Genomic DNA, 18,276 nt, shown 5'->3' with positions numbered 1-18,276 from the left:
CAAACGAATTATCTAAGAGCAGTTGTGAGCAGGTATTAAAAGGAAAAGCATGGAAGCTAATGTGGCTAAAGCTTGAAGRAAAAGAGCTACCTAAAGAAGCACCTAATATATCATGGGCTTACAGAGGCATTGCACGATTAGGTGGYTGGAAGAATACTAAGCGAACGGATCGCGCTTCYATAAAGACGTTATGGCAAGGATGGTTTAGGCTRCAAACCATCCTTGAAGGGTATGAACTGGCTAAGTCTCTTGATTCACTAGACTTGTGATCAAGAGACAGTCCAATTGGAAGCCCTTAATTTATATGACTGCTGTAAGCTGAGTCTTAGCTCGACATAACCTTATAGATAGGGTCTTCTGCGTCATTAACCTCAACTAGGCTACCCGCTTTATGCAGAGTCTTAACACAGTCCTGGCTTAGGTGGCGCAGGTGCAGTGTCTTACCAAGTACAGAGTAACGTTCAGCAATAGTATCGATCGCTTCGATTGCTGAATGGTCAGTAACGCGAGAGTTAGCAAAATCGACAATCACATCTTGCGGGTCGTTTACTGCGTCAAATAGTTCGAGGAAGTTAGCGGTAGAGCCGAAGAATACTGGACCGTTGATCTTGTATACTTTAGAACCTTCGTCATTAGTGTGAGTATCAGCATAGATGTGCTTAGCGTGTTGCCATGCAAACATAAGCGCAGAAGCGATAACACCAACGAATACGGCAACTGCAAGGTCAGTGAGTACCGTAACAACGGTTACTAGCACGATAACAAAGAAGTCTTGTTTTGGTACACGGCGTGCAAGCTTGAATGTTGCCCACTCAAATGTACCAATAACTACCATGAACATCACACCAACTAGTGCTGCTAGAGGGATCATTTCAATCAGCGCTGAAGCGAATAGAATGAACATCAGTAATGCAACAGCAGCAACGATACCCGATAGACGACCACGGCCGCCCGAGTTTACGTTGATCATTGACTGACCGATCATCGCACAACCACCCATCGCACCAAACACAGAACAAGTCATGTTCGCCATACCTTGACCGATACATTCACGGTTTGACTGGCCGCGAGTGTTAGTCATTTCATCCAGAACAGTCAGTGTTAGTAGTGACTCAATTAGGCCGATAGCCGCAAGGATGATTGCGTATGGCAGGATGATTTGGAATGTTTCTAGCGTAAATGGCACTGTTGGAATAGAGAAGGTTGGTAGAGAGCCAGCTAAAGTTGCCGCTTCATCACCAGACATTGTACGTAGGAAGTCCACTACGGTACGTGTTTCAAGATCTAGACCTACCACTAATGCCGTTACTGTTACGATAGCAACCAGAGATGATGGTACTGCTGTGGTGAACTTAGGCAGGAAGTGGATGATACCCATTGTCAGAGCAACAAGGCCAAGCATCAACATCATTTGATCTTGAGGTAACCAAGTTAGAGCGCCAGAAAGGTCTGGTGCTTTAAATTGGCCTAGCTGAGCGAGGAAGATAACAATAGCAAGGCCGTTCACAAAACCGATCATTACCGGATGTGGAACGATGCGGATAAATTTACCCAGCTTAAAGACGCCGGCAGCTACCTGAATGATACCTGCTAACATTATTGCCGCAAATAGGTACTGAACACCGTGGGTTGCAACGAGAGAAACCATTACGACTGCCATCGCACCCGTCGCACCAGAAATCATACCTGGGCGGCCGCCGAAGATAGACGTAATTAGACCTACGATAAATGCTGCGTATAGACCAACCATTGGGTCAACACCAGCAACAAAAGCGAAGGCAACGGCTTCAGGGACAAGAGCGAGTGCTACTGTTAGACCTGACAACACATCGTTCTTCACAGAGTGTTTAGAAAATTGGGGAAATTCAAACATATTTGCTCAGTTTGGCTAAGTGTTTAAAAGTATTCTGAATTGTATTTAGTCGCCAGCGGGCAAAAATGCAATGTAAAAGAGCAGAAAGACCAAATTCAACAATTCAGATCGAGTCGGCGCATGCTACCGAAAAGTGTGATTAAGTTCAAGATTGATACAGATATCGAACAATATTTGTGATCAATTATTCGCAACAAAATTGAGTGGGTTCGTTAGCGGGCTTGTTACAGGCTCAAACGCTCGTTAGATAAAAAAACAGCCTCTTAATAAGAGGCTGTTTATTATCGAGTTATAGCAGTACTAGAACTGAGGTTTGGTCATCGCTGCGCCAGCTTGGTTGCGAGCAACTTGGCTACCTGCACCGCGTGATTCGTAGCGCTCAGCTTTGAAAGGTGCGGCATTGACAGTGATTTCTTTCATCTCTGTGTTGCCTGGTGCTTTTGCCATAGCGGCAGAGGCGTGACCTTTGAAGCTTTGAGGAACCACAATGTCAGAAGGAGCAGCTTTCGCTTCTTCAACTTTTGGTGCTTCTTCAGCGATAGTTTCAACTACGACTGGAGCTTCAACAACTGCTGGTGCTTCAACTACTGGCTCAGGTTTTACTTCAGGAGTAACAGGAGCAGTCACTTCTACTTTTGCTTCAACTACAGGTTGCTCACGACGAACGATCACTTTACCCATTGCCATTTCAGGACAAGCAAAGCCACCTAGTGATGCCACGTTAGTTTCTACATTCGCTTCAACAATCGGAGCGTCAACGTTGTCTGTTTTCGCTTGCTGCTTCGGTGCTGGTTTAGTGATGCCGTAGCTTGGCATTACTTTACCCATCGCCATTTCTGGAGATGCTACACCACCTTTACGTAGGCGGAATGGGTTAGGGCGACGATCACGACCGCGACGACGACGTTGACCACTTGCACGTAGGTGACGAGGTGAACGACGGTTACGGCGTTGCTTCGGTTGCTCTTCAGATTCTTCAGAAACTGCGTTAACTGCTTTTTCTTCAACAGCATCTGCTTTTGCTTCTGATTGAACTTGTTTCGCTTCTTCGTCAGCTTTCGCTTTGTTAGCTTGGTCTTTAACGCGAACTTGCTTAGATAGCTTACGACGTTGACGACGCTCTTTAACTTTCGCTGCTTTCTCTTCTGTACGCTCTTTACGTACATCAGGCTTGTCAGTTTGCTGCGCGTCTGCTGCCAGTTTTAGACCTTCTTCAGCAACTTTACTTGGCTTAACATCTTCACGCTTGTTACGGCGATCTTGTTTAGGCTTACGGTTCTGTTGCTTACGCTCATTTGGTTTCGCTTCATTCGCTGCTTCATCGCGAGTGTTCTTACGCTTGTTATCGCGTTTGTCTTCACGGTTCTCGTTACGATTGTCGCGGCTGTCACGGTTGTTGCGGCGACGGTTATCGTTACGGTTGCGGCGGTTACGATTATTGCGGTTGCCTTCTTTACGCTCTTTAGGCTTTTGCTCTTCTTTCTTCTCTTCTTCTTTTTCAGAAGAACCGAATAGGAAGCTACCTAGAGCTTTAAAGAAGCGGCTTACCAAACCAGGCTGTTCATCTTGAGCAGGTTCGCTCTTAGCCTTTTTAGCTGGTGCCGGTTTTGCTGTTGGCGCTGGAGTAGCAGGAGCTGGAGCTGTTTGGCTAGGAGATGCGAAACCTTTCAGTGCAGGTTCTTCGATCTTCTTAGGCTTAGCTTCAACTTCTACAGGCTCTTTACCTTCAGCTTCCTTCATTGCTTCAAGCTTCTTAGGAAGTAGGTAAGAAAGCAGATCAAACTCTTCACCTTCACGGACACGGATAACATCGAAATGCGGTGTTTCCATATCTGAGTTAGGTACAACAGTGATTTTCACTTCTTGAATGCGTTCAATGTGGTTAACTGAACGACGCTTTTCGTTAAGCAGGTAAGACGCGATAGGTACAGGAACAACGGCCAGTACTTGCGCGGTATTATCTTTTAACGCTTCTTCTTCGATAAGACGAAGAACAGATAGCGCTAATGATTCATTGTCACGAACGACACCAGTACCCGTACAGCGAGGACAGATGTGGTGACTCGCTTCTGCAAGAGATGGGCTCAGACGCTGACGTGACATTTCTAATAGACCAAAACGAGAAATTCGGCCGATTTGTACACGAGCGCGATCCATACGAACAGAATCACGTAGACGGTTTTCAACTTCACGCTGGTGACGCACAGGCGTCATATCGATAAAGTCGATAACAACTAGACCACCTAAGTCACGTAGACGTAGTTGGCGAGCGATTTCTTCAGCAGCTTCTAAGTTAGTATTTAGAGCTGTCTCTTCAATATCACCACCTTTCGTTGCACGAGCAGAGTTGATATCGATAGAAGTTAACGCTTCAGTTGGGTCGATTACGATTGAACCACCAGAAGGCAGACGAACTTCACGTTGGAACGCAGATTCGATCTGACTTTCGATTTGGTAGTGGCTAAACAGTGGAACTTCACCATCGTATTTTTTAACGCGGTTGACGAAGTCTGGACGAACTAGACCGATGTGCTCTAGCGCGCGCTCATAAATCGTGTTGCTGTCGATAAGGATTTCGCCGATATCGCGACGTAAATAGTCACGGATAGCGCGAACAATCACGTTACTCTCTTGGTGAATCAAGAAAGGTGCAGCGTTAGAGTCAGAAGCTTGCTTGATTGCGCCCCAGTGGTTCAGAAGTACGTTTAAGTCCCACTCAAGTTCTTCAGCACTTTTACCAACACCAGCTGTACGTACGATTAGACCCATGCCTTGAGGCAGTTCTAAAGTACTTAGTGCAGCTTTTAGTTGAGTACGCTCATCACCTTCGATACGGCGAGAAATACCGCCTGCACGAGGGTTGTTTGGCATAAGAACTAAATAACTACCCGCGAGAGAGATAAACGTAGTAAGAGCAGCGCCCTTGCTACCACGTTCTTCTTTTTCTACTTGTACGATTACTTCTTGGCCTTCAGTTAGCACTTCTTTAATGCTTGGACGGCCTTGGTAGGTGTAACCTTCAGGGAAGTATTCGCGGGCAATTTCTTTAAGAGGGAGGAAACCGTGTCTTTCTGCACCATAGTCAACAAAAGCCGCTTCTAGGCTTGGTTCGATGCGTGTGATACGTCCTTTGTAGATATTTGCTTTTTTAGATTCATGACCAGGGCTTTCGATATCTAAATCGAATAAGCGCTGACCATCAACCAAAGCAACACGCAACTCTTCTTTTTGAGTTGCGTTGATTAACATTCTTTTCATTGATAAATCTCGTTGTCATTCTTTTGTTTTGTTCTTGTCATTGCGGTCGCGTTCACGGTGCCTGATCCCATGGCTTAATCGTTGCAGCCTCCCGGCTGGAGGGATGCTCTTGGGGCACTTCAGTCTCACAAGCTTTTCTCGTTCAGCTTGTAAGCCGCATAATCGGCGGAAAATACTCAACATGATGTGCGACGAGTAGAGTGACAAGATTGCCAATTCCGAAATGTCTTACGCCGTATGCAGCATTTTGGTAAATTAGCGAGCTACTCATTCTATTGCTCAAAATATGGGAAGGTTTGTTTAAAATGCAACCAACTCATATATTGCAGGTGTGAACTATAGCAGTACCCACTAAACTCAGCAATCTGCTTTATAATAAAACGCTGAAAAAGCTGATTTTATTTTTTATAAGTGTTTGTTTTATAGGTGCTATTGAGCTCTTTTTTGAAAAATGTAATAAATTTGATGGATTTTTATCCGTAGAGGATTTTGAATTCACTCTTATTAAGCTATTTTCCATTTTGTTGCGAAGAAAATGTGATTCTGCGCAAGTTAGGGTGTTAGAATAAACGCATGAGCGAAATTAGAACAAAAGTCCAGTTCGTCGATATTGACGAAGATATGGCGGGTCAGCGTATTGATAACTTCTTACGCAACCAATTGAAAAGTATCCCTAAAAGCATGGTTTATCGAATCTTGCGTAAGGGAGAGGTGCGTGTAAATAAAAAACGCATCAAGGCTGAATACAAGCTAAAAGCGGGCGATTTGGTTCGTATCCCGCCAGTGACCATTGAAGAGAAACCGGAAGAGGCGGCTCCGAGCACTAAGCTTAATAAGGTAGCAGAACTAGAGCACATGATTATCCATGAAGATGATCATATGCTGATTCTCAACAAACCTTCAGGTACAGCGGTTCATGGTGGCAGCGGGTTAAAGTTTGGTGCAATCGAAGCGTTAAGAGCCCTTCGACCAGAAGCTAGATTCTTAGAGCTTGTTCACCGTATTGACCGAGATACCTCTGGCATCCTGCTGGTAGCGAAAAAGCGTTCTGCGCTACGCCATTTACAAGCCCAGTTCCGTGAAAAGACCGTGAAGAAGTTTTACTTTGCTTTGGTGATGGGCCAATGGAAAGCCAATTGCAAAGTGGTCAATGCGCCATTGCTGAAAAATGAAGTGAACAGCATTGTTCGTGTTAACCCAAAAGGAAAACCGTCAGAAACTCGTTTTAAGATTCTTGAAAAGTTTGCTGATGCGACCTTGATTCAAGCGAGCCCAATTACCGGGCGTACGCACCAGATTCGCGTCCATACCCAATATACAGGTCATCCAATCGCGTGGGATGATCGTTATGGTGATCGCCGCTTTGATGCTTACACTGGGCAAGTCGGGTTAGATCGTCTGTTCTTACATGCGGCTAATATCAAGTTCCAACACCCATCGAACGATGAGTGGATGGAGATTAATGCCCCAATGGAGCCTAAGTTAGAGAAAGCGTTGGCTGGGCTACGTAAGCTATAAAGCGTCATTCCTGAGAGGGGGGGCGACCGAGTTGGGTATTTTTTAAAGCAATTAGGTTACTGCAGGAGATTCCCTACTCACTCCTTCGTCGCTCTATGGAATGACGGACTTATTGGCTGGTCATATAGGGGAGGCGTAACAGCGTCTCCCTTTGTTTTTTTGTGCTAGGTGTTAAAGCACCTCAAACCCTTGTGCTTCGAGCATATCAATTAAGTCTATCAACGGCAGTCCGACCAAAGTATTCGGATCCTTGCCTTCCAATCGTTCAAATAGCGCAATACCTAATCCTTCGCTTTTAAAGCTACCGGCGCAGAAGAAAGGCTCTTCCTTATCTACATAATTGGCGATTTGCTTCGCAGTCAGTTGACGGAAATGAACCGTAAAAGTGTCGACTTTGACCTCGGTTTCATTAGTGTGCGAATTATATAGCGCTAACCCGGTATAAAACTGGATCGATTGACCACTTTGTTGGGTGAGTTGCTCGATGGCTTTTTCGCGGGTGTGAGGTTTACCGATGATTTTACCGTTGATCACACAAACTTGATCGCTACCTATCACTAAGCTCGGTTTTGTGAGTGGGCATGACTGTGCTTTGCCTTTCGCCAAGCGGGTGACAAGCTCGATTGGGCTTTCATTATCTAATGGAGTCTCATCAAACCCGGGCGATGCGGTCTCGAACTCTACTGCTAGTTTATTGAGCAGTTGTCTGCGGTATGGCGAGGTTGAGGCTAAAACTAGTTGGTAATTCTGCATTTTAATTTACAATCTAACGGCGGGTTAGTGTGAGCTTAATCGATATTATGGTTGTGATACTAGCTCTCTCGCTGATAAGGAAAAAAAGTACAACTTTTTGCCCTTTTTCTTTGACTATAAACGATTTGGAAGATAGAATTCGCGCCCTATGCAAAAGGTAAAAATACCGCGTACGATTGATCCGACACGCGCAGCTCAAAAGCGACTAGATGTTGAAGGTATTATTCAAGTTAGTCTCTTTAAGCGCTTATTGGAATCAGTTGAAGGCGTTAAACGCGACGCCCAAGTGTCACTGTCATTTGACTTAGATGAGCAGCGACTCGTTGTTATCTCTGGTAAAGCTAACATCGTAGTCGACGTAGAGTGTCAGCGCTGTAATGAGGTTTTCGCACATGAGTGCGATGTCCAATTCACCTATACACCGTATCGCGGTGAAAGGACTGAAGAGGAAGCACCGGAAGAGTACGATTTGGTAGATCTGAACGAGTACGGTGAGTTAGACCTAATACAGTTAGTTGAAGACGAGTTCATTCTAAACTTGCCTCAAATAGCAATGCATGAAGAAGCGGACTGTAGCGTTGATTCAGATAATATGGTGTTTGGTGAGATTCCAGAAGAAATTGTGGAAGAAGAGAAGCCGAATCCATTTGACGTTTTAAAAAGCTTAAAGAAGTAATTCTTTAATACTTACATAGGAGTAGGGTCAATGGCCGTACAAAAGAGCAAGAAATCACGTTCAATGCGTGGTATGCGTCGTTCACACGATGCCCTAACTACAGCAGCACTTTCTGTAGACGCAACTTCAGGTGAAACTCACCTACGCCACAACGTAACTGCTGAAGGTTACTACCGTGGCAAAAAGGTTATCAACAAGTAAGGTTGACCTTTGCAAAATATAACCGTTGCACTTGATGCAATGGGCGGGGACTTCGGTCCTCGCGTCACAGTGCCTGCCGCCGTGCAGGCACTGTCGCATTTCCCAGAGCTAAAAGTGATCCTTATTGGTGATCAATCTCAGATCACGTCTCAATTATCTTCGCTTGGTTTTCAGACGAATTCTCGTTTGAGTATTCAACACACAGACCGAGTGATCTCTAATTCCGAAAAACCTTCTCTCGCATTAAGAAACAGTCAAGGCAGTTCCATGGGAACAGCGATTGAGCTCGTGGCTGATAACCAAGCTGATGCTTGTGTTAGTTGCGGTAATACCGGCGCTTTAATGGCTTTGTCTCGATTTAAGCTCAAGCTACTGCCTGGTATTGAACGCCCTGCGCTTATTTCCGCTTTACCCACTGCCTCCGGTGGCCGTACTTGGATGCTAGATTTAGGTGCGAATGTTTCCAGTGACGCAGACTCTTTATTCCAGTTTGCGGTTATGGGCAGTGCATTGGCAGAGCAATATCTACAACGACCGCCGAGAGTCGCGATTCTCAACATAGGTGCTGAAGAAATAAAAGGTAATGATCTTGTCAAGCGCTGTGCTGAAATGCTGTCTCAAACCAAATCGGTGAACTTTGTTGGTTATATTGAAGGAAATCAACTTCTTCATGATGCCGCAGATGTTGTTGTTTGTGATGGTTTTGTCGGAAACGTCTGTCTGAAGGCATGCGAGGGGACAGCCCAAATATTTATAGATAAGTTGAAATCACACATGATGGCCTCATCTATAAAGGGTTGGATTGCAAGAAAATTATTATCTAGCTTATTTAATGAGCTAAAAACATTGAACCCCGACCAGTATAATGGTGCAAGTTTGCTAGGATTGCGCGGCATTGTCATAAAAAGCCACGGAAGTGCTGATGTAGACGCAGTCATCAATGCAATTGGTGAGGCGCTGCATGAGGTCCAACGACAAGTACCAAACCGTATTAGCGATCGTTTGGAAGCGGTTTTACTCGAGAGGCATTATTAGTCTTCATGTATAGCAAAATTTTAGGTACTGGCAGCTACCTGCCATCTCAGGTGCGTTCAAACGCAGATCTAGAGAAAATGGTAGATACAAGTGATGAGTGGATTGTAACTCGCACTGGTATTAAAGAACGTCGCATTGCTGCTGAAAATGAAACAGTAGCCGACATGGGTTACTTAGCTGCGAAAAACGCGATTGAAATGGCAGGCATTGATAAGGACGATATCGACCTTATTATCGTTGCTACCACGAGCGGCAGCCATACATTCCCATCATCTGCGTGTCAGGTTCAGGCTAAGCTTGAGATCAAAGGCTGTCCAGCGTTTGATTTAGCCGCGGCTTGTTCAGGATTTGTTTACGCATTGTCAGTGGCTGATCAGCATATTAAATCGGGCATGTGCAAAAATGTGCTTGTTATTGGTGCCGATGCGCTCTCTAAAACTTGTGACCCTACAGACCGTTCGACAATCATTCTATTTGGTGATGCAGCGGGCGCAGTTGTGGTTGGTCAAAGTGAAGAGCCGGGCATTCTATCGACACACATTTATTCAGATGGTCGATTCGGTGAGCTACTAAGCCTTGAAGTACCTGAGCGCGGCAAAGACGCGGACAAATGGTTACACATGGCTGGCAATGAAGTATTCAAAGTCGCGGTAACGCAACTGTCTAAGCTTGTTAAAGATACGCTTGCTGCAAACGATATGCACAAGTCTGAGCTAGATTGGTTAGTACCACACCAAGCCAACTACCGCATTATTTCGGCGACAGCGAAAAAACTGTCAATGTCACTAGACCAAGTAGTAATCACCCTTGATAAACACGGCAACACATCTGCAGCGACGGTTCCTACAGCGCTAGATGAAGCAGTACGTGATGGTCGTATTAAGCGTGGTCAAACATTACTACTAGAAGCATTTGGTGGCGGCTTCACTTGGGGCTCAGCGCTAGTTAAGTTCTAAGTTTTAGTTTCAAGATTTAAATTTAAGATGCCACAACGGCATCTTATCTTTCTTACTTTGTTTTAAGGAAACGAAAATGAGCAAGTTTGCTATTGTATTTCCAGGTCAAGGTTCACAAGTTGTCGGTATGCTTGCTGAGCTTGGCGAGCAGTATGACGTAGTTAAACAAACATTTGCTGAAGCGTCTGACGCTCTAGGCTATGACCTTTGGGCATTAGTTCAAGATGGTCCTACTGAAGACCTAAATCAAACGCATCGTACTCAACCAGCATTGCTAGCATCTTCTGTTGCTATTTGGCGTGTATGGCAAGAGCTTGGCCTTGAGCAACCAGCAAACCTAGCGGGTCACAGCCTAGGTGAATACTCAGCATTAGTATGTGCAGGTGTTATCGATTTTAAAGAAGCGATCAAACTTGTTCAGCTTCGTGGCCAACTAATGCAAGAAGCGGTACCAGCGGGTACTGGTGCAATGTTCGCAATCATCGGTCTTGATGATGAATCTATTGCTAAAGCGTGTGAAGAAGCAGCGCAAGGTGAAGTTGTTTCACCAGTAAACTTCAACTCTCCAGGTCAGGTTGTTATCGCAGGTAGTAAAGACGCTGTAGAGCGCGCTGGCGCACTATGTAAAGAAGCGGGCGCTAAGCGTGCACTTCCTTTACCAGTTTCAGTTCCTTCACACTGTGCGCTAATGAAGCCAGCAGCTGACAAGCTAGCGGTGGCACTAGAAGAATTAGAATTCAATGCACCTCAACTGCCAGTAATCAACAACGTTGATGTTGCAGCTGAAACTGACCCTGCAAAAATTAAAGACGCACTTGTACGTCAGCTATACAGCCCAGTTCGTTGGACTGAAAGCGTGCAGCTAATGAGCGAGCAAGGTGTAGAGAAACTTCTTGAGCTTGGTCCAGGTAAAGTTCTAACTGGCCTAACAAAACGAATTGTTAAGACACTAAGTGGCGCGGCAGTAAATGATGCTGCATCTCTAGACGCTGCTAAGTAATAGAAGAACATAGGAATAAAGAACATGATGAACCTAGAAGGTAAGATTGCTCTAGTTACTGGTGCAAGCCGTGGTATCGGTCGTGCTATCGCTGAGCTGCTTGTAGAGCGCGGTGCGACAGTAATTGGTACTGCAACTTCTGAAGGCGGCGCGGCTGCAATCAGTGAGTACCTTGGTGAGAACGGCAAAGGTCTTGCTCTAAACGTAACAGATGTTGAGTCTATCGAAGCAACACTGAAGACTATCAACGATGAGTTTGGTGCGATTGATATCCTAGTGAACAACGCAGGTATCACACGCGACAACCTACTTATGCGTATGAAAGATTCAGAGTGGGATGACATCATCGACACTAACCTAACGCCAATCTTCCGTATGTCTAAAGCGGTTCTACGTGGCATGATGAAAAAACGTGCGGGTCGTATCATCAACGTTGGTTCTGTTGTTGGTACTATGGGTAACGCAGGTCAAGCAAACTACGCAGCGGCTAAAGCGGGCGTTATCGGTTTCACTAAGTCTATGGCTCGTGAAGTTGCTTCTCGTGGCATTACTGTGAACACAGTGGCACCTGGTTTTATCGAAACAGATATGACTAAAGCACTGAATGATGACCAACGTGCAGCGACGCTATCTAACGTACCAGCAGGTCGTCTAGGTGACCCACGTGAAATTGCTTCAGCAGTTGTATTCCTAGCTTCTCCAGAAGCTGCGTACATTACTGGTGAGACTTTGCATGTAAATGGCGGTATGTACATGGTGTAAAACGCTTTCGTAGAGATATTTGTGAACTTTTACATTAATTTTCACTCAAATCTCTGCAATCGTGTTAATTTGCACTTAATGTCGTCAACTAGGCTATTTTTTGTAAGGAAAGTAGCCTATAGTTTGAGATTATTGACACTATCCTGCACAAGATTTGTGCATGATTTAAGTCAAAAATGTATTGAATTTCGGTTAAAATCGCTAAAATTGTGGTTTGACCAGCAAGGTCCCTCTTGCAACTTTCAGTAGTTCGAATAAACTACTGAATCATCGCATTGAGCGAAATCTGTAAAGGAAAAGAAAAAATGAGCAACATCGAAGAACGCGTAAAGAAAATCATTGTTGAACAGCTAGGTGTAGACGAAGCTGAAGTTAAAAACGAAGCTTCATTCGTTGATGATCTAGGTGCTGATTCTCTAGACACTGTTGAACTAGTAATGGCTCTAGAAGAAGAATTCGACACTGAGATTCCAGACGAAGAAGCTGAGAAAATCACTACTGTTCAAGCTGCAATCGACTACGTAAACAGCGCTCAGTAATATCTCTCCCAGGCGGCCTTCTGGCCGCCTGTGTTCTTTTAAACCCTTCTATCCTTCCATAGAATCATTTCATTTTCCGGAGAATAATATCGTGTCCAAGCGTCGTGTTGTTGTCACTGGCATGGGTATGTTGTCACCGGTAGGCAACACCGTAGAATCATCATGGAAAGCCCTGCTTGCAGGTCAAAGTGGTATCGTTAATATCGAACACTTTGATGCTGAAAACTTCTCAACTCGCTTTGCGGGCCTTGTTAAAGATTTTGACTGTACAGAATACATGTCAAAGAAAGATGCACGTAAAATGGATCTATTTATCCAGTACGGCATTGCAGCAGGTATCCAAGCGCTAGATGACTCTGGTTTACAAATCAACGAAGAAAACGCACCACGTGTAGGTGTAGCAATCGGTTCAGGCATTGGTGGCCTAGATCTGATTGAAACTGGCCACACAGCGCTAGTTGAAAAGGGCCCTCGTAAGGTTAGCCCGTTCTTCGTTCCATCAACCATCGTTAACATGGTTGCAGGTAACTTATCTATTATGCGTGGTCTTCGCGGTCCTAACATCGCGATCTCGACGGCGTGTACAACAGGTCTTCACAACATCGGTCACGCGGCGCGTATGATTGCATACGGCGACGCAGAAGCGATGGTTGCTGGTGGTGCAGAGAAAGCATCTACTCCGCTAGGTATGGCTGGTTTTGGAGCAGCGAAAGCATTGTCTACTCGCAATGATGAACCTCAAAAAGCTTCACGCCCATGGGATGTAGACCGTGACGGTTTTGTTCTGGGTGATGGCGCAGGCATGATGGTTCTTGAAGAGTACGAACACGCTAAAGCTCGTGGCGCTAAGATCTACGCTGAACTTGTTGGTTTCGGTATGTCTGGTGATGCTTACCACATGACTTCTCCTTCTGAAGATGGTTCTGGTGGTGCACTGGCTATGGAAGCGGCAATGCGTGACGCAGGTATCGTTGGTACTCAAGTTGGTTACGTAAACGCTCACGGTACATCGACGCCAGCAGGTGATGTTGCAGAAATTAAAGGCGTTCGTCGTGCTCTAGGTGAAGAAGGCGTTAAACAGGTTAAAGTTTCTTCAACGAAATCTATGACGGGTCACCTACTAGGTGCTGCAGGTTCGGTTGAAGCAATCATTACTGTTATGTCTTTGGTTGATCAGATTGTTCCACCAACAATCAACCTAGATAACCGCGCTGAAGGTCTTGAAGATATCGACCTAGTTCCTCATACAGCGAAAGAAGTTCAAATGGATTACGCTATTTGTAACTCATTCGGCTTCGGCGGTACCAACGGCTCTCTAGTATTTAAAAAAATCTAAAGAACTGTTTAACTGAGTCTAATTAAACGGCTTAATGCTTTGGCATTAAGCCGTTTTGTTATTTAATACCCCTATAAATTCAATTCAAGGACTCGCTATGTTTTGGCTCAATGGAAAACTTGCTGATTCGATTTCATTGTCTGACCGTTCATTTCAGTATGGCGATGGCTGCTTTACAACCATGCTGACACGTGGCGGTCGTATTCAGTACTGGCCGAGGCACATAGAGAGAATGAATGCCTGTTTGGATTTACTTGCTATACCTCGGCCCGACTGGAATCAAGTTGAGCATTGGTTGCAACAAGCGATTAAGCCAGACACAAAAGCGGGCCTGAAACTGCATATTAGTCGCGGAGAAGGGGGCAGGGGATATAGCCCTACTCAAGTAGCCTCACCAAATGTTACTATTAGCGACTTTATTTATCCTTCTCACTATGAACAATGGGTGAGTGGAGGATTAGAGCTTGGAATCTGTCGTACTCGACTTGGTCACAATCCATTACTCGCCGGACACAAACATAACAACCGCCTTGAACAAGTTCTCGCAAAAGCGGAGCTCGATGACGGAGGGAATGCTGACGGTGTTGTGCTTGATATTTGTGACTATGTTGTCGAAACAACGATGGCGAATCTATTTTGGGTTAAAGATGCGACTTTGTTTACCCCCGACCTTCGAAATGCAGGGGTAAATGGTGTGATGAGACGAATCGTATTAGAGCAGGTGCAGACACTACCGCTCGAAGCTTCAATTGGTGACTTCAAACTTGAAGAGTTACTGTCAGCCGATGAAGTTTTTGTCTCAAACTCGGTACTTGGTGTTGCTCCAATTACCCGTATAGGCTCAACCAGCTTTGATATTGGAAAAATTACAAAACGAATTCAGGAGATGATCGACTCGTGATCAAGAAAATCACTCTATTTTTGCTTTTGGTTGCTAGTGTAGCCGCAGGAGGTTACTTCTACGTTGCTCAGCAGGTAGAGCAATATGTCAGCCAGCCACTTCAACTTGAAGAACCACAAATCTTTACTATCGAATCTGGGACTAGCTTTAACCGAGTATTGGCAAGTTTGACTAGTGCAGGGCTTATTGAAAGCAGCGATATGGTGAAGTTGGTTCGTCGCTTTCACCCAGATCTCACTCAGCTGAGAGCGGGTACTTACTTAATTGAGCCTGAGTTGACTCTAAGAGAAGTTCTAGAAGAATTTAAACAGGGCAAAGAACATCAATTTTCGATCACGTTTGTTGAAGGCTCGACATTTAAAGAGTGGCGAGAAATTTTAGAAAGTTCGCCTTATTTAGAGCATGAATTGCAAGGCTTAACAGAAGCAGATATTGCCAAGCTGTTGGGCTCTGAGCATGAAAAGCTTGAAGGGCTGCTGCTTGCAGAAACGTATCACTACACCTTTGGTGTTTCTGATCTCGATATCTTGAAACGAGCTGCGAATAAGCTGCAGGCTGTATTAGATGAGCAGTGGGCACAGCGCCAACAAAAGCTACCATTAAAGTCGGCCTATGAAGCGCTAATCCTTGCCTCAATCATCGAAAAAGAGACCGCGGTTGAGTCTGAGCGTGAGCGCGTTGCATCTGTGTTCGTTAACCGTCTCAATAAGCGTATGCGTCTGCAAACGGATCCTACCGTCATTTATGGTATGGGTGATAAGTACGATGGCAACATTCGCAAGAAAGACTTACGTACACCAACGCCATACAATACCTACACAATTTTTGGTCTGCCACCAACGCCAATTGCGATGCCGGGCGAAGCATCTATCGCAGCTGCGCTTAACCCTGAAGACAGCAATTACCTTTACTTTGTCGCAAGCGGTAAAGGCGGACACGTATTTTCCAAATCTTTGGCTGAGCATAACCGCGCAGTTCGAGCATACTTAAAACAACTAAGAAGCAACAAATGACAAACGCTAAATTCATCGTAATCGAAGGCCTTGAAGGCGCAGGAAAAAGTTCAGCAATTAATGCGGTATTAGAGACACTAAAGCAGTCAGGCGTTGACTCGATTACCAATACCCGTGAGCCAGGCGGAACGGCACTTGCCGAAAAGCTAAGAACATTAGTTAAGCAAGAGCATGAAGGCGAGCAACTTCAAGATATGACGGAATTACTTTTGATGTATGCGGCGCGTGTTCAGTTAGTTGAAAACGTCATCAAACCAGCACTAGAAGCTGGAACATGGGTCGTCGGTGATCGTCATGATATGTCATCACAGGCTTATCAAGGTGGTGGTCGTAAGATCCCAGCCGAAACGATGTTAGCGCTAAAGCAAACTACGCTAGGTGATTTTAAGCCGGACTTAACGATTTATCTTGATATTGATCCTCGCGTTGGTTTAGAGCGTGCTCGTGGCCGCGGTGAGCTAGACCGTATTGAGAAGATGGATATGAGCTTCTTTGATCGTACTCGTGAGCGTTACCTGCAACTCGCTGAGCAAGACGAATCGGTCGTTGTTGTGAATGCTGAACAACAAATTGAGAAAGTAGCGGCCGATATTTCAAACGTGTTAACCACTTGGATGAAAGCGTAAGTGATGAATGAGCTATACCCTTGGCTAATGCCCTTGTGGACAGAATGGCAAGCAAACTTGCAAGCAGATCGTTTTTCAAACGCCTCTTTGCTGATTGCCGAAGAGGGAATGGGTTCGTCACATCTCGTTGATGCCTTTAGCCAAGCTGTCATGTGTCAAAACTATCCAGCAGAGGCGTGTGGTTTTTGTCATGGTTGTCAGCTAATGAGTTCAGCGAGCCACCCTGATTTTCATGTGATCAAGCCTGAGAAAGAAGGCAAAGCGATTACAGTAGAGCAGATTCGCCAATGTAATCGCATTGCTCAAGAGTCATCACAGTTATCCGGGATTCGATTGTTTGTCATCGAACCTGCAGAAGCCATGAATGAGTCAGCGGCTAATGCGTTGTTAAAGACGCTGGAAGAGCCATCATCGACTTGTATGTTCTTGTTGGTTGCGCATCGAGCTAATGCGCTGTTGCCGACCATTACCAGCCGTTGTCAGCAGTGGCATTTAACGCCGCCTAATTCAGAAACGGTCGCACAGTGGCTCTCTTCTCAACATAGTGGTGAGGTACCTTTGTATGCGGCCCATATCAATGGCAATGCGCCTTTAGCTGCGCTCGATTTTATCCAGCAAGATAAAGTCAGCCGTTATAGCTCGATTGAGAATGACTTTATTGCACTCTGTCAGCAGCAAGCAGATGCGGTTAAATTGGCCAAAGAGTTAGCGGCAGATCCTCAAGAGTCGCTCAGTTGGTTGTGGTACTTATTGTCTGATGCGCAAAAGGTCCGCTATGGGCTCGCCTTGCCATCTTTTGTGCCTGGAGCGGTAAAGTTGGCGCAAGTCTGTGACTATCCAAAGCTATACTCTCAATCGCAAGCGCTTTTAAAACTGTTAGATCAGCTAAGATTACACACAGGGTTGAATGCGGAGCTTCTTATCTTAGATTGGTTATTTAAATTTTACGAGGAAACATGTTCGTAGATTCTCACTGTCATTTAGATAAATTGGACTATCAAGAGTTACACGAAGGTATTGCTGATGTTGTTGCCAAAGCGAAGGCGGCCAATGTCACGGACCTTTTATCTGTTGGTGTTACCTTAGATTCGTTTCCTAACATGATGGAGATGATTGAACCGTTTGATAACGTTTATGCTTCTTGTGGTGTGCATCCGTTGGATGTAGAAAGTGATTTTGCATTAGACCGATTACATGAATACGCGGCTCATCCACGTGTGGTTGCTATCGGTGAGACAGGGCTAGATTACCACTACCAACCGGAAACAGCGGATTTACAGAAGCTGCGTTTCGAACAGCAGGTAGAGTTGGCAGTAAAGCTGAACAAGCCTTTGATCATCCATACGCGCAATGCTCGCCAAGATACATTAGATATCCTAAAAAATGGTGGCGCTGATAAATGTGGTGGTGTGATTCACTGTTTTACGGAAGATTTGCCTTTCGCAGAAGCAGCGATGGAATTAGGTTTCTATATTTCAATCTCTGGTATCGTGACTTTCAGACAAGCGACAGAACTGAAAGAAGTCGTTAAAGCATTACCGTTAGATAGACTGCTGATCGAGACAGATTCACCATACCTAGCACCTGTTCCTCACCGAGGTAAACAGAACCAGCCAGCTTATGTTGTAGAGGTCGCTTCCTACATTGCACAGCTAAAAGGGTGCTCGTTAGGAGAAGTTGGACAGAAAACCAGCGAAAACTTTAGAAATCTTTTTTTAAGATAAAAAATTAAATCACAGTGAAAAAGGGGCCTCGGCCCCTTTTTTTTGTTATCAAACTCACGCGCAAGCGTTTAAATCGGCTTGTTCACTAAAAATGTTGAACTTGAG

Annotated in this window: 18 protein-coding genes; 15 read left to right on the top strand and 3 right to left on the bottom strand. The window is 45.1% G+C overall.

Translation table 11 applies throughout. From position 1 onward, the window contains the following. Positions 1-269 (top strand): IS4 family transposase (locus tag ELS82_RS01630; RefSeq protein WP_279630700.1); only part of this gene is annotated, 269 nt, incomplete at its 5' end. A gap of 56 nt (positions 270-325) precedes the next feature. On the opposite strand, the gene ELS82_RS01625 is transcribed toward ELS82_RS01630, so the two are convergent. Both ELS82_RS01625 and rne read right to left on the bottom strand, forming a co-directional pair. Further along, complete coding sequence (locus ELS82_RS01625; protein WP_134833908.1) at positions 326-1,873, bottom strand: SulP family inorganic anion transporter; 1,548 nt, start codon at positions 1,871-1,873, stop codon at positions 326-328. Between the two features lie 300 nt (positions 1,874-2,173). Continuing rightward, positions 2,174-5,131 carry a ribonuclease E gene (gene rne, locus ELS82_RS01620; RefSeq protein WP_134833907.1) on the bottom strand — a complete coding sequence of 986 codons (2,958 nt, stop codon included), beginning with the start codon at positions 5,129-5,131 and terminating at the stop codon, positions 2,174-2,176. 573 nt (positions 5,132-5,704) lie between these two features. On the opposite strand from rne, the gene rluC reads away from it, so the two are divergent. After that, on the top strand, positions 5,705-6,649 hold the full coding sequence (rluC, locus tag ELS82_RS01615) for a 23S rRNA pseudouridine(955/2504/2580) synthase RluC (RefSeq protein WP_134833906.1): 945 nt from the start codon (positions 5,705-5,707) through the stop codon (positions 6,647-6,649). Between the two features lie 171 nt (positions 6,650-6,820). Here the strand turns inward: rluC and ELS82_RS01610 are convergent, their stop codons facing one another. Continuing rightward, complete coding sequence (locus ELS82_RS01610; protein WP_134833905.1) at positions 6,821-7,402, bottom strand: Maf family protein; 582 nt, start codon at positions 7,400-7,402, stop codon at positions 6,821-6,823. A gap of 148 nt (positions 7,403-7,550) precedes the next feature. On the opposite strand from ELS82_RS01610, the gene yceD reads away from it, so the two are divergent. From yceD to ELS82_RS01545, 13 genes are all read left to right on the top strand, one after another. After that, positions 7,551-8,078 carry a 23S rRNA accumulation protein YceD gene (gene yceD, locus ELS82_RS01605; RefSeq protein WP_053438277.1) on the top strand — a complete coding sequence of 176 codons (528 nt, stop codon included), beginning with the start codon at positions 7,551-7,553 and terminating at the stop codon, positions 8,076-8,078. 30 nt (positions 8,079-8,108) lie between these two features. Next, complete coding sequence (rpmF, locus tag ELS82_RS01600; protein ID WP_004414666.1) at positions 8,109-8,279, top strand: 50S ribosomal protein L32; 171 nt, start codon at positions 8,109-8,111, stop codon at positions 8,277-8,279. Between the two features lie 9 nt (positions 8,280-8,288). Further along, positions 8,289-9,314, top strand: a complete 1,026-nt coding sequence (gene plsX, locus ELS82_RS01595) for a phosphate acyltransferase PlsX (protein ID WP_134833904.1) — start codon at positions 8,289-8,291, stop codon at positions 9,312-9,314. A 5-nt stretch (positions 9,315-9,319) separates the two neighbouring features. Beyond that, positions 9,320-10,270: a beta-ketoacyl-ACP synthase III gene (locus ELS82_RS01590; protein WP_134833903.1), complete on the top strand. Its 951-nt coding sequence runs from the start codon at positions 9,320-9,322 to the stop codon at positions 10,268-10,270. Positions 10,271-10,346: 76 nt separating this feature from the next. Next, on the top strand, positions 10,347-11,270 hold the full coding sequence (gene fabD, locus ELS82_RS01585; protein WP_134833902.1) for an ACP S-malonyltransferase: 924 nt from the start codon (positions 10,347-10,349) through the stop codon (positions 11,268-11,270). Between the two features lie 27 nt (positions 11,271-11,297). Next, complete coding sequence (gene fabG, locus ELS82_RS01580) at positions 11,298-12,032, top strand: 3-oxoacyl-ACP reductase FabG (protein ID WP_167489192.1); 735 nt, start codon at positions 11,298-11,300, stop codon at positions 12,030-12,032. A gap of 305 nt (positions 12,033-12,337) precedes the next feature. Beyond that, positions 12,338-12,571 (top strand): acyl carrier protein, encoded by a 234-nt coding sequence (gene acpP / locus ELS82_RS01575; protein WP_004406112.1) that lies wholly within the window; start codon positions 12,338-12,340, stop codon positions 12,569-12,571. A 91-nt stretch (positions 12,572-12,662) separates the two neighbouring features. Beyond that, entirely contained in the window at positions 12,663-13,907 is a 1,245-nt protein-coding gene (fabF, locus tag ELS82_RS01570) for a beta-ketoacyl-ACP synthase II (RefSeq protein ID WP_053438273.1), read from the top strand. Positions 13,908-14,004: 97 nt separating this feature from the next. After that, positions 14,005-14,808, top strand: coding sequence for an aminodeoxychorismate lyase (pabC, locus tag ELS82_RS01565; protein WP_134833900.1), 804 nt, complete (start codon positions 14,005-14,007; stop codon positions 14,806-14,808). Next, on the top strand, positions 14,805-15,821 hold the full coding sequence (gene mltG / locus ELS82_RS01560) for an endolytic transglycosylase MltG (RefSeq protein WP_134833899.1): 1,017 nt from the start codon (positions 14,805-14,807) through the stop codon (positions 15,819-15,821). The genes pabC and mltG overlap by 4 nt, the downstream gene beginning before the upstream one ends. Beyond that, positions 15,818-16,447 (top strand): dTMP kinase, encoded by a 630-nt coding sequence (tmk, locus tag ELS82_RS01555; protein WP_134833898.1) that lies wholly within the window; start codon positions 15,818-15,820, stop codon positions 16,445-16,447. The genes mltG and tmk overlap by 4 nt, the downstream gene beginning before the upstream one ends. 3 nt (positions 16,448-16,450) lie before the next feature. Next, on the top strand, positions 16,451-17,413 hold the full coding sequence (gene holB / locus ELS82_RS01550) for a DNA polymerase III subunit delta' (RefSeq protein WP_134833897.1): 963 nt from the start codon (positions 16,451-16,453) through the stop codon (positions 17,411-17,413). Continuing rightward, positions 17,404-18,171 (top strand): TatD family hydrolase, encoded by a 768-nt coding sequence (locus ELS82_RS01545; protein ID WP_134833896.1) that lies wholly within the window; start codon positions 17,404-17,406, stop codon positions 18,169-18,171. Before holB ends, ELS82_RS01545 begins: the two co-directional genes overlap by 10 nt. Positions 18,172-18,276: the final 105 nt, after the last annotated feature.

It is taken from the genome of Vibrio ouci (assembly GCF_004551525.1).
GTDB lineage: Bacteria > Pseudomonadota > Gammaproteobacteria > Enterobacterales > Vibrionaceae > Vibrio > Vibrio ouci.
The sequence above is the reverse complement of the archived record's forward strand: the minus strand, read 5'-3'. Positions and strand labels throughout refer to the sequence as shown.

Bases quoted from the DNA above. Each gene is read 5' to 3' on its own strand.
- rne (WP_134833907.1), bottom strand. From the start codon at position 5,131: ATGAAAAGAATGTTAATCAACGCAACTCAAAAAGAAGAGTTGCGTGTT.
- ELS82_RS01590 (WP_134833903.1), top strand. From the start codon at position 9,320: ATGTATAGCAAAATTTTAGGTACTGGCAGCTACCTGCCATCTCAGGTG.
- pabC (WP_134833900.1), top strand. From the start codon at position 14,005: ATGTTTTGGCTCAATGGAAAACTTGCTGATTCGATTTCATTGTCTGAC.
- tmk (WP_134833898.1), top strand. From the start codon at position 15,818: ATGACAAACGCTAAATTCATCGTAATCGAAGGCCTTGAAGGCGCAGGA.
- rpmF (WP_004414666.1), top strand. From the start codon at position 8,109: ATGGCCGTACAAAAGAGCAAGAAATCACGTTCAATGCGTGGTATGCGT.
- acpP (WP_004406112.1), top strand. From the start codon at position 12,338: ATGAGCAACATCGAAGAACGCGTAAAGAAAATCATTGTTGAACAGCTA.
- rluC (WP_134833906.1), top strand. From the start codon at position 5,705: ATGAGCGAAATTAGAACAAAAGTCCAGTTCGTCGATATTGACGAAGAT.
- fabG (WP_167489192.1), top strand. From the start codon at position 11,298: ATGAACCTAGAAGGTAAGATTGCTCTAGTTACTGGTGCAAGCCGTGGT.
- ELS82_RS01545 (WP_134833896.1), top strand. From the start codon at position 17,404: ATGTTCGTAGATTCTCACTGTCATTTAGATAAATTGGACTATCAAGAG.
- ELS82_RS01625 (WP_134833908.1), bottom strand. From the start codon at position 1,873: ATGTTTGAATTTCCCCAATTTTCTAAACACTCTGTGAAGAACGATGTG.
- ELS82_RS01610 (WP_134833905.1), bottom strand. From the start codon at position 7,402: ATGCAGAATTACCAACTAGTTTTAGCCTCAACCTCGCCATACCGCAGA.
- yceD (WP_053438277.1), top strand. From the start codon at position 7,551: ATGCAAAAGGTAAAAATACCGCGTACGATTGATCCGACACGCGCAGCT.
- fabD (WP_134833902.1), top strand. From the start codon at position 10,347: ATGAGCAAGTTTGCTATTGTATTTCCAGGTCAAGGTTCACAAGTTGTC.
- holB (WP_134833897.1), top strand. From the start codon at position 16,451: ATGAATGAGCTATACCCTTGGCTAATGCCCTTGTGGACAGAATGGCAA.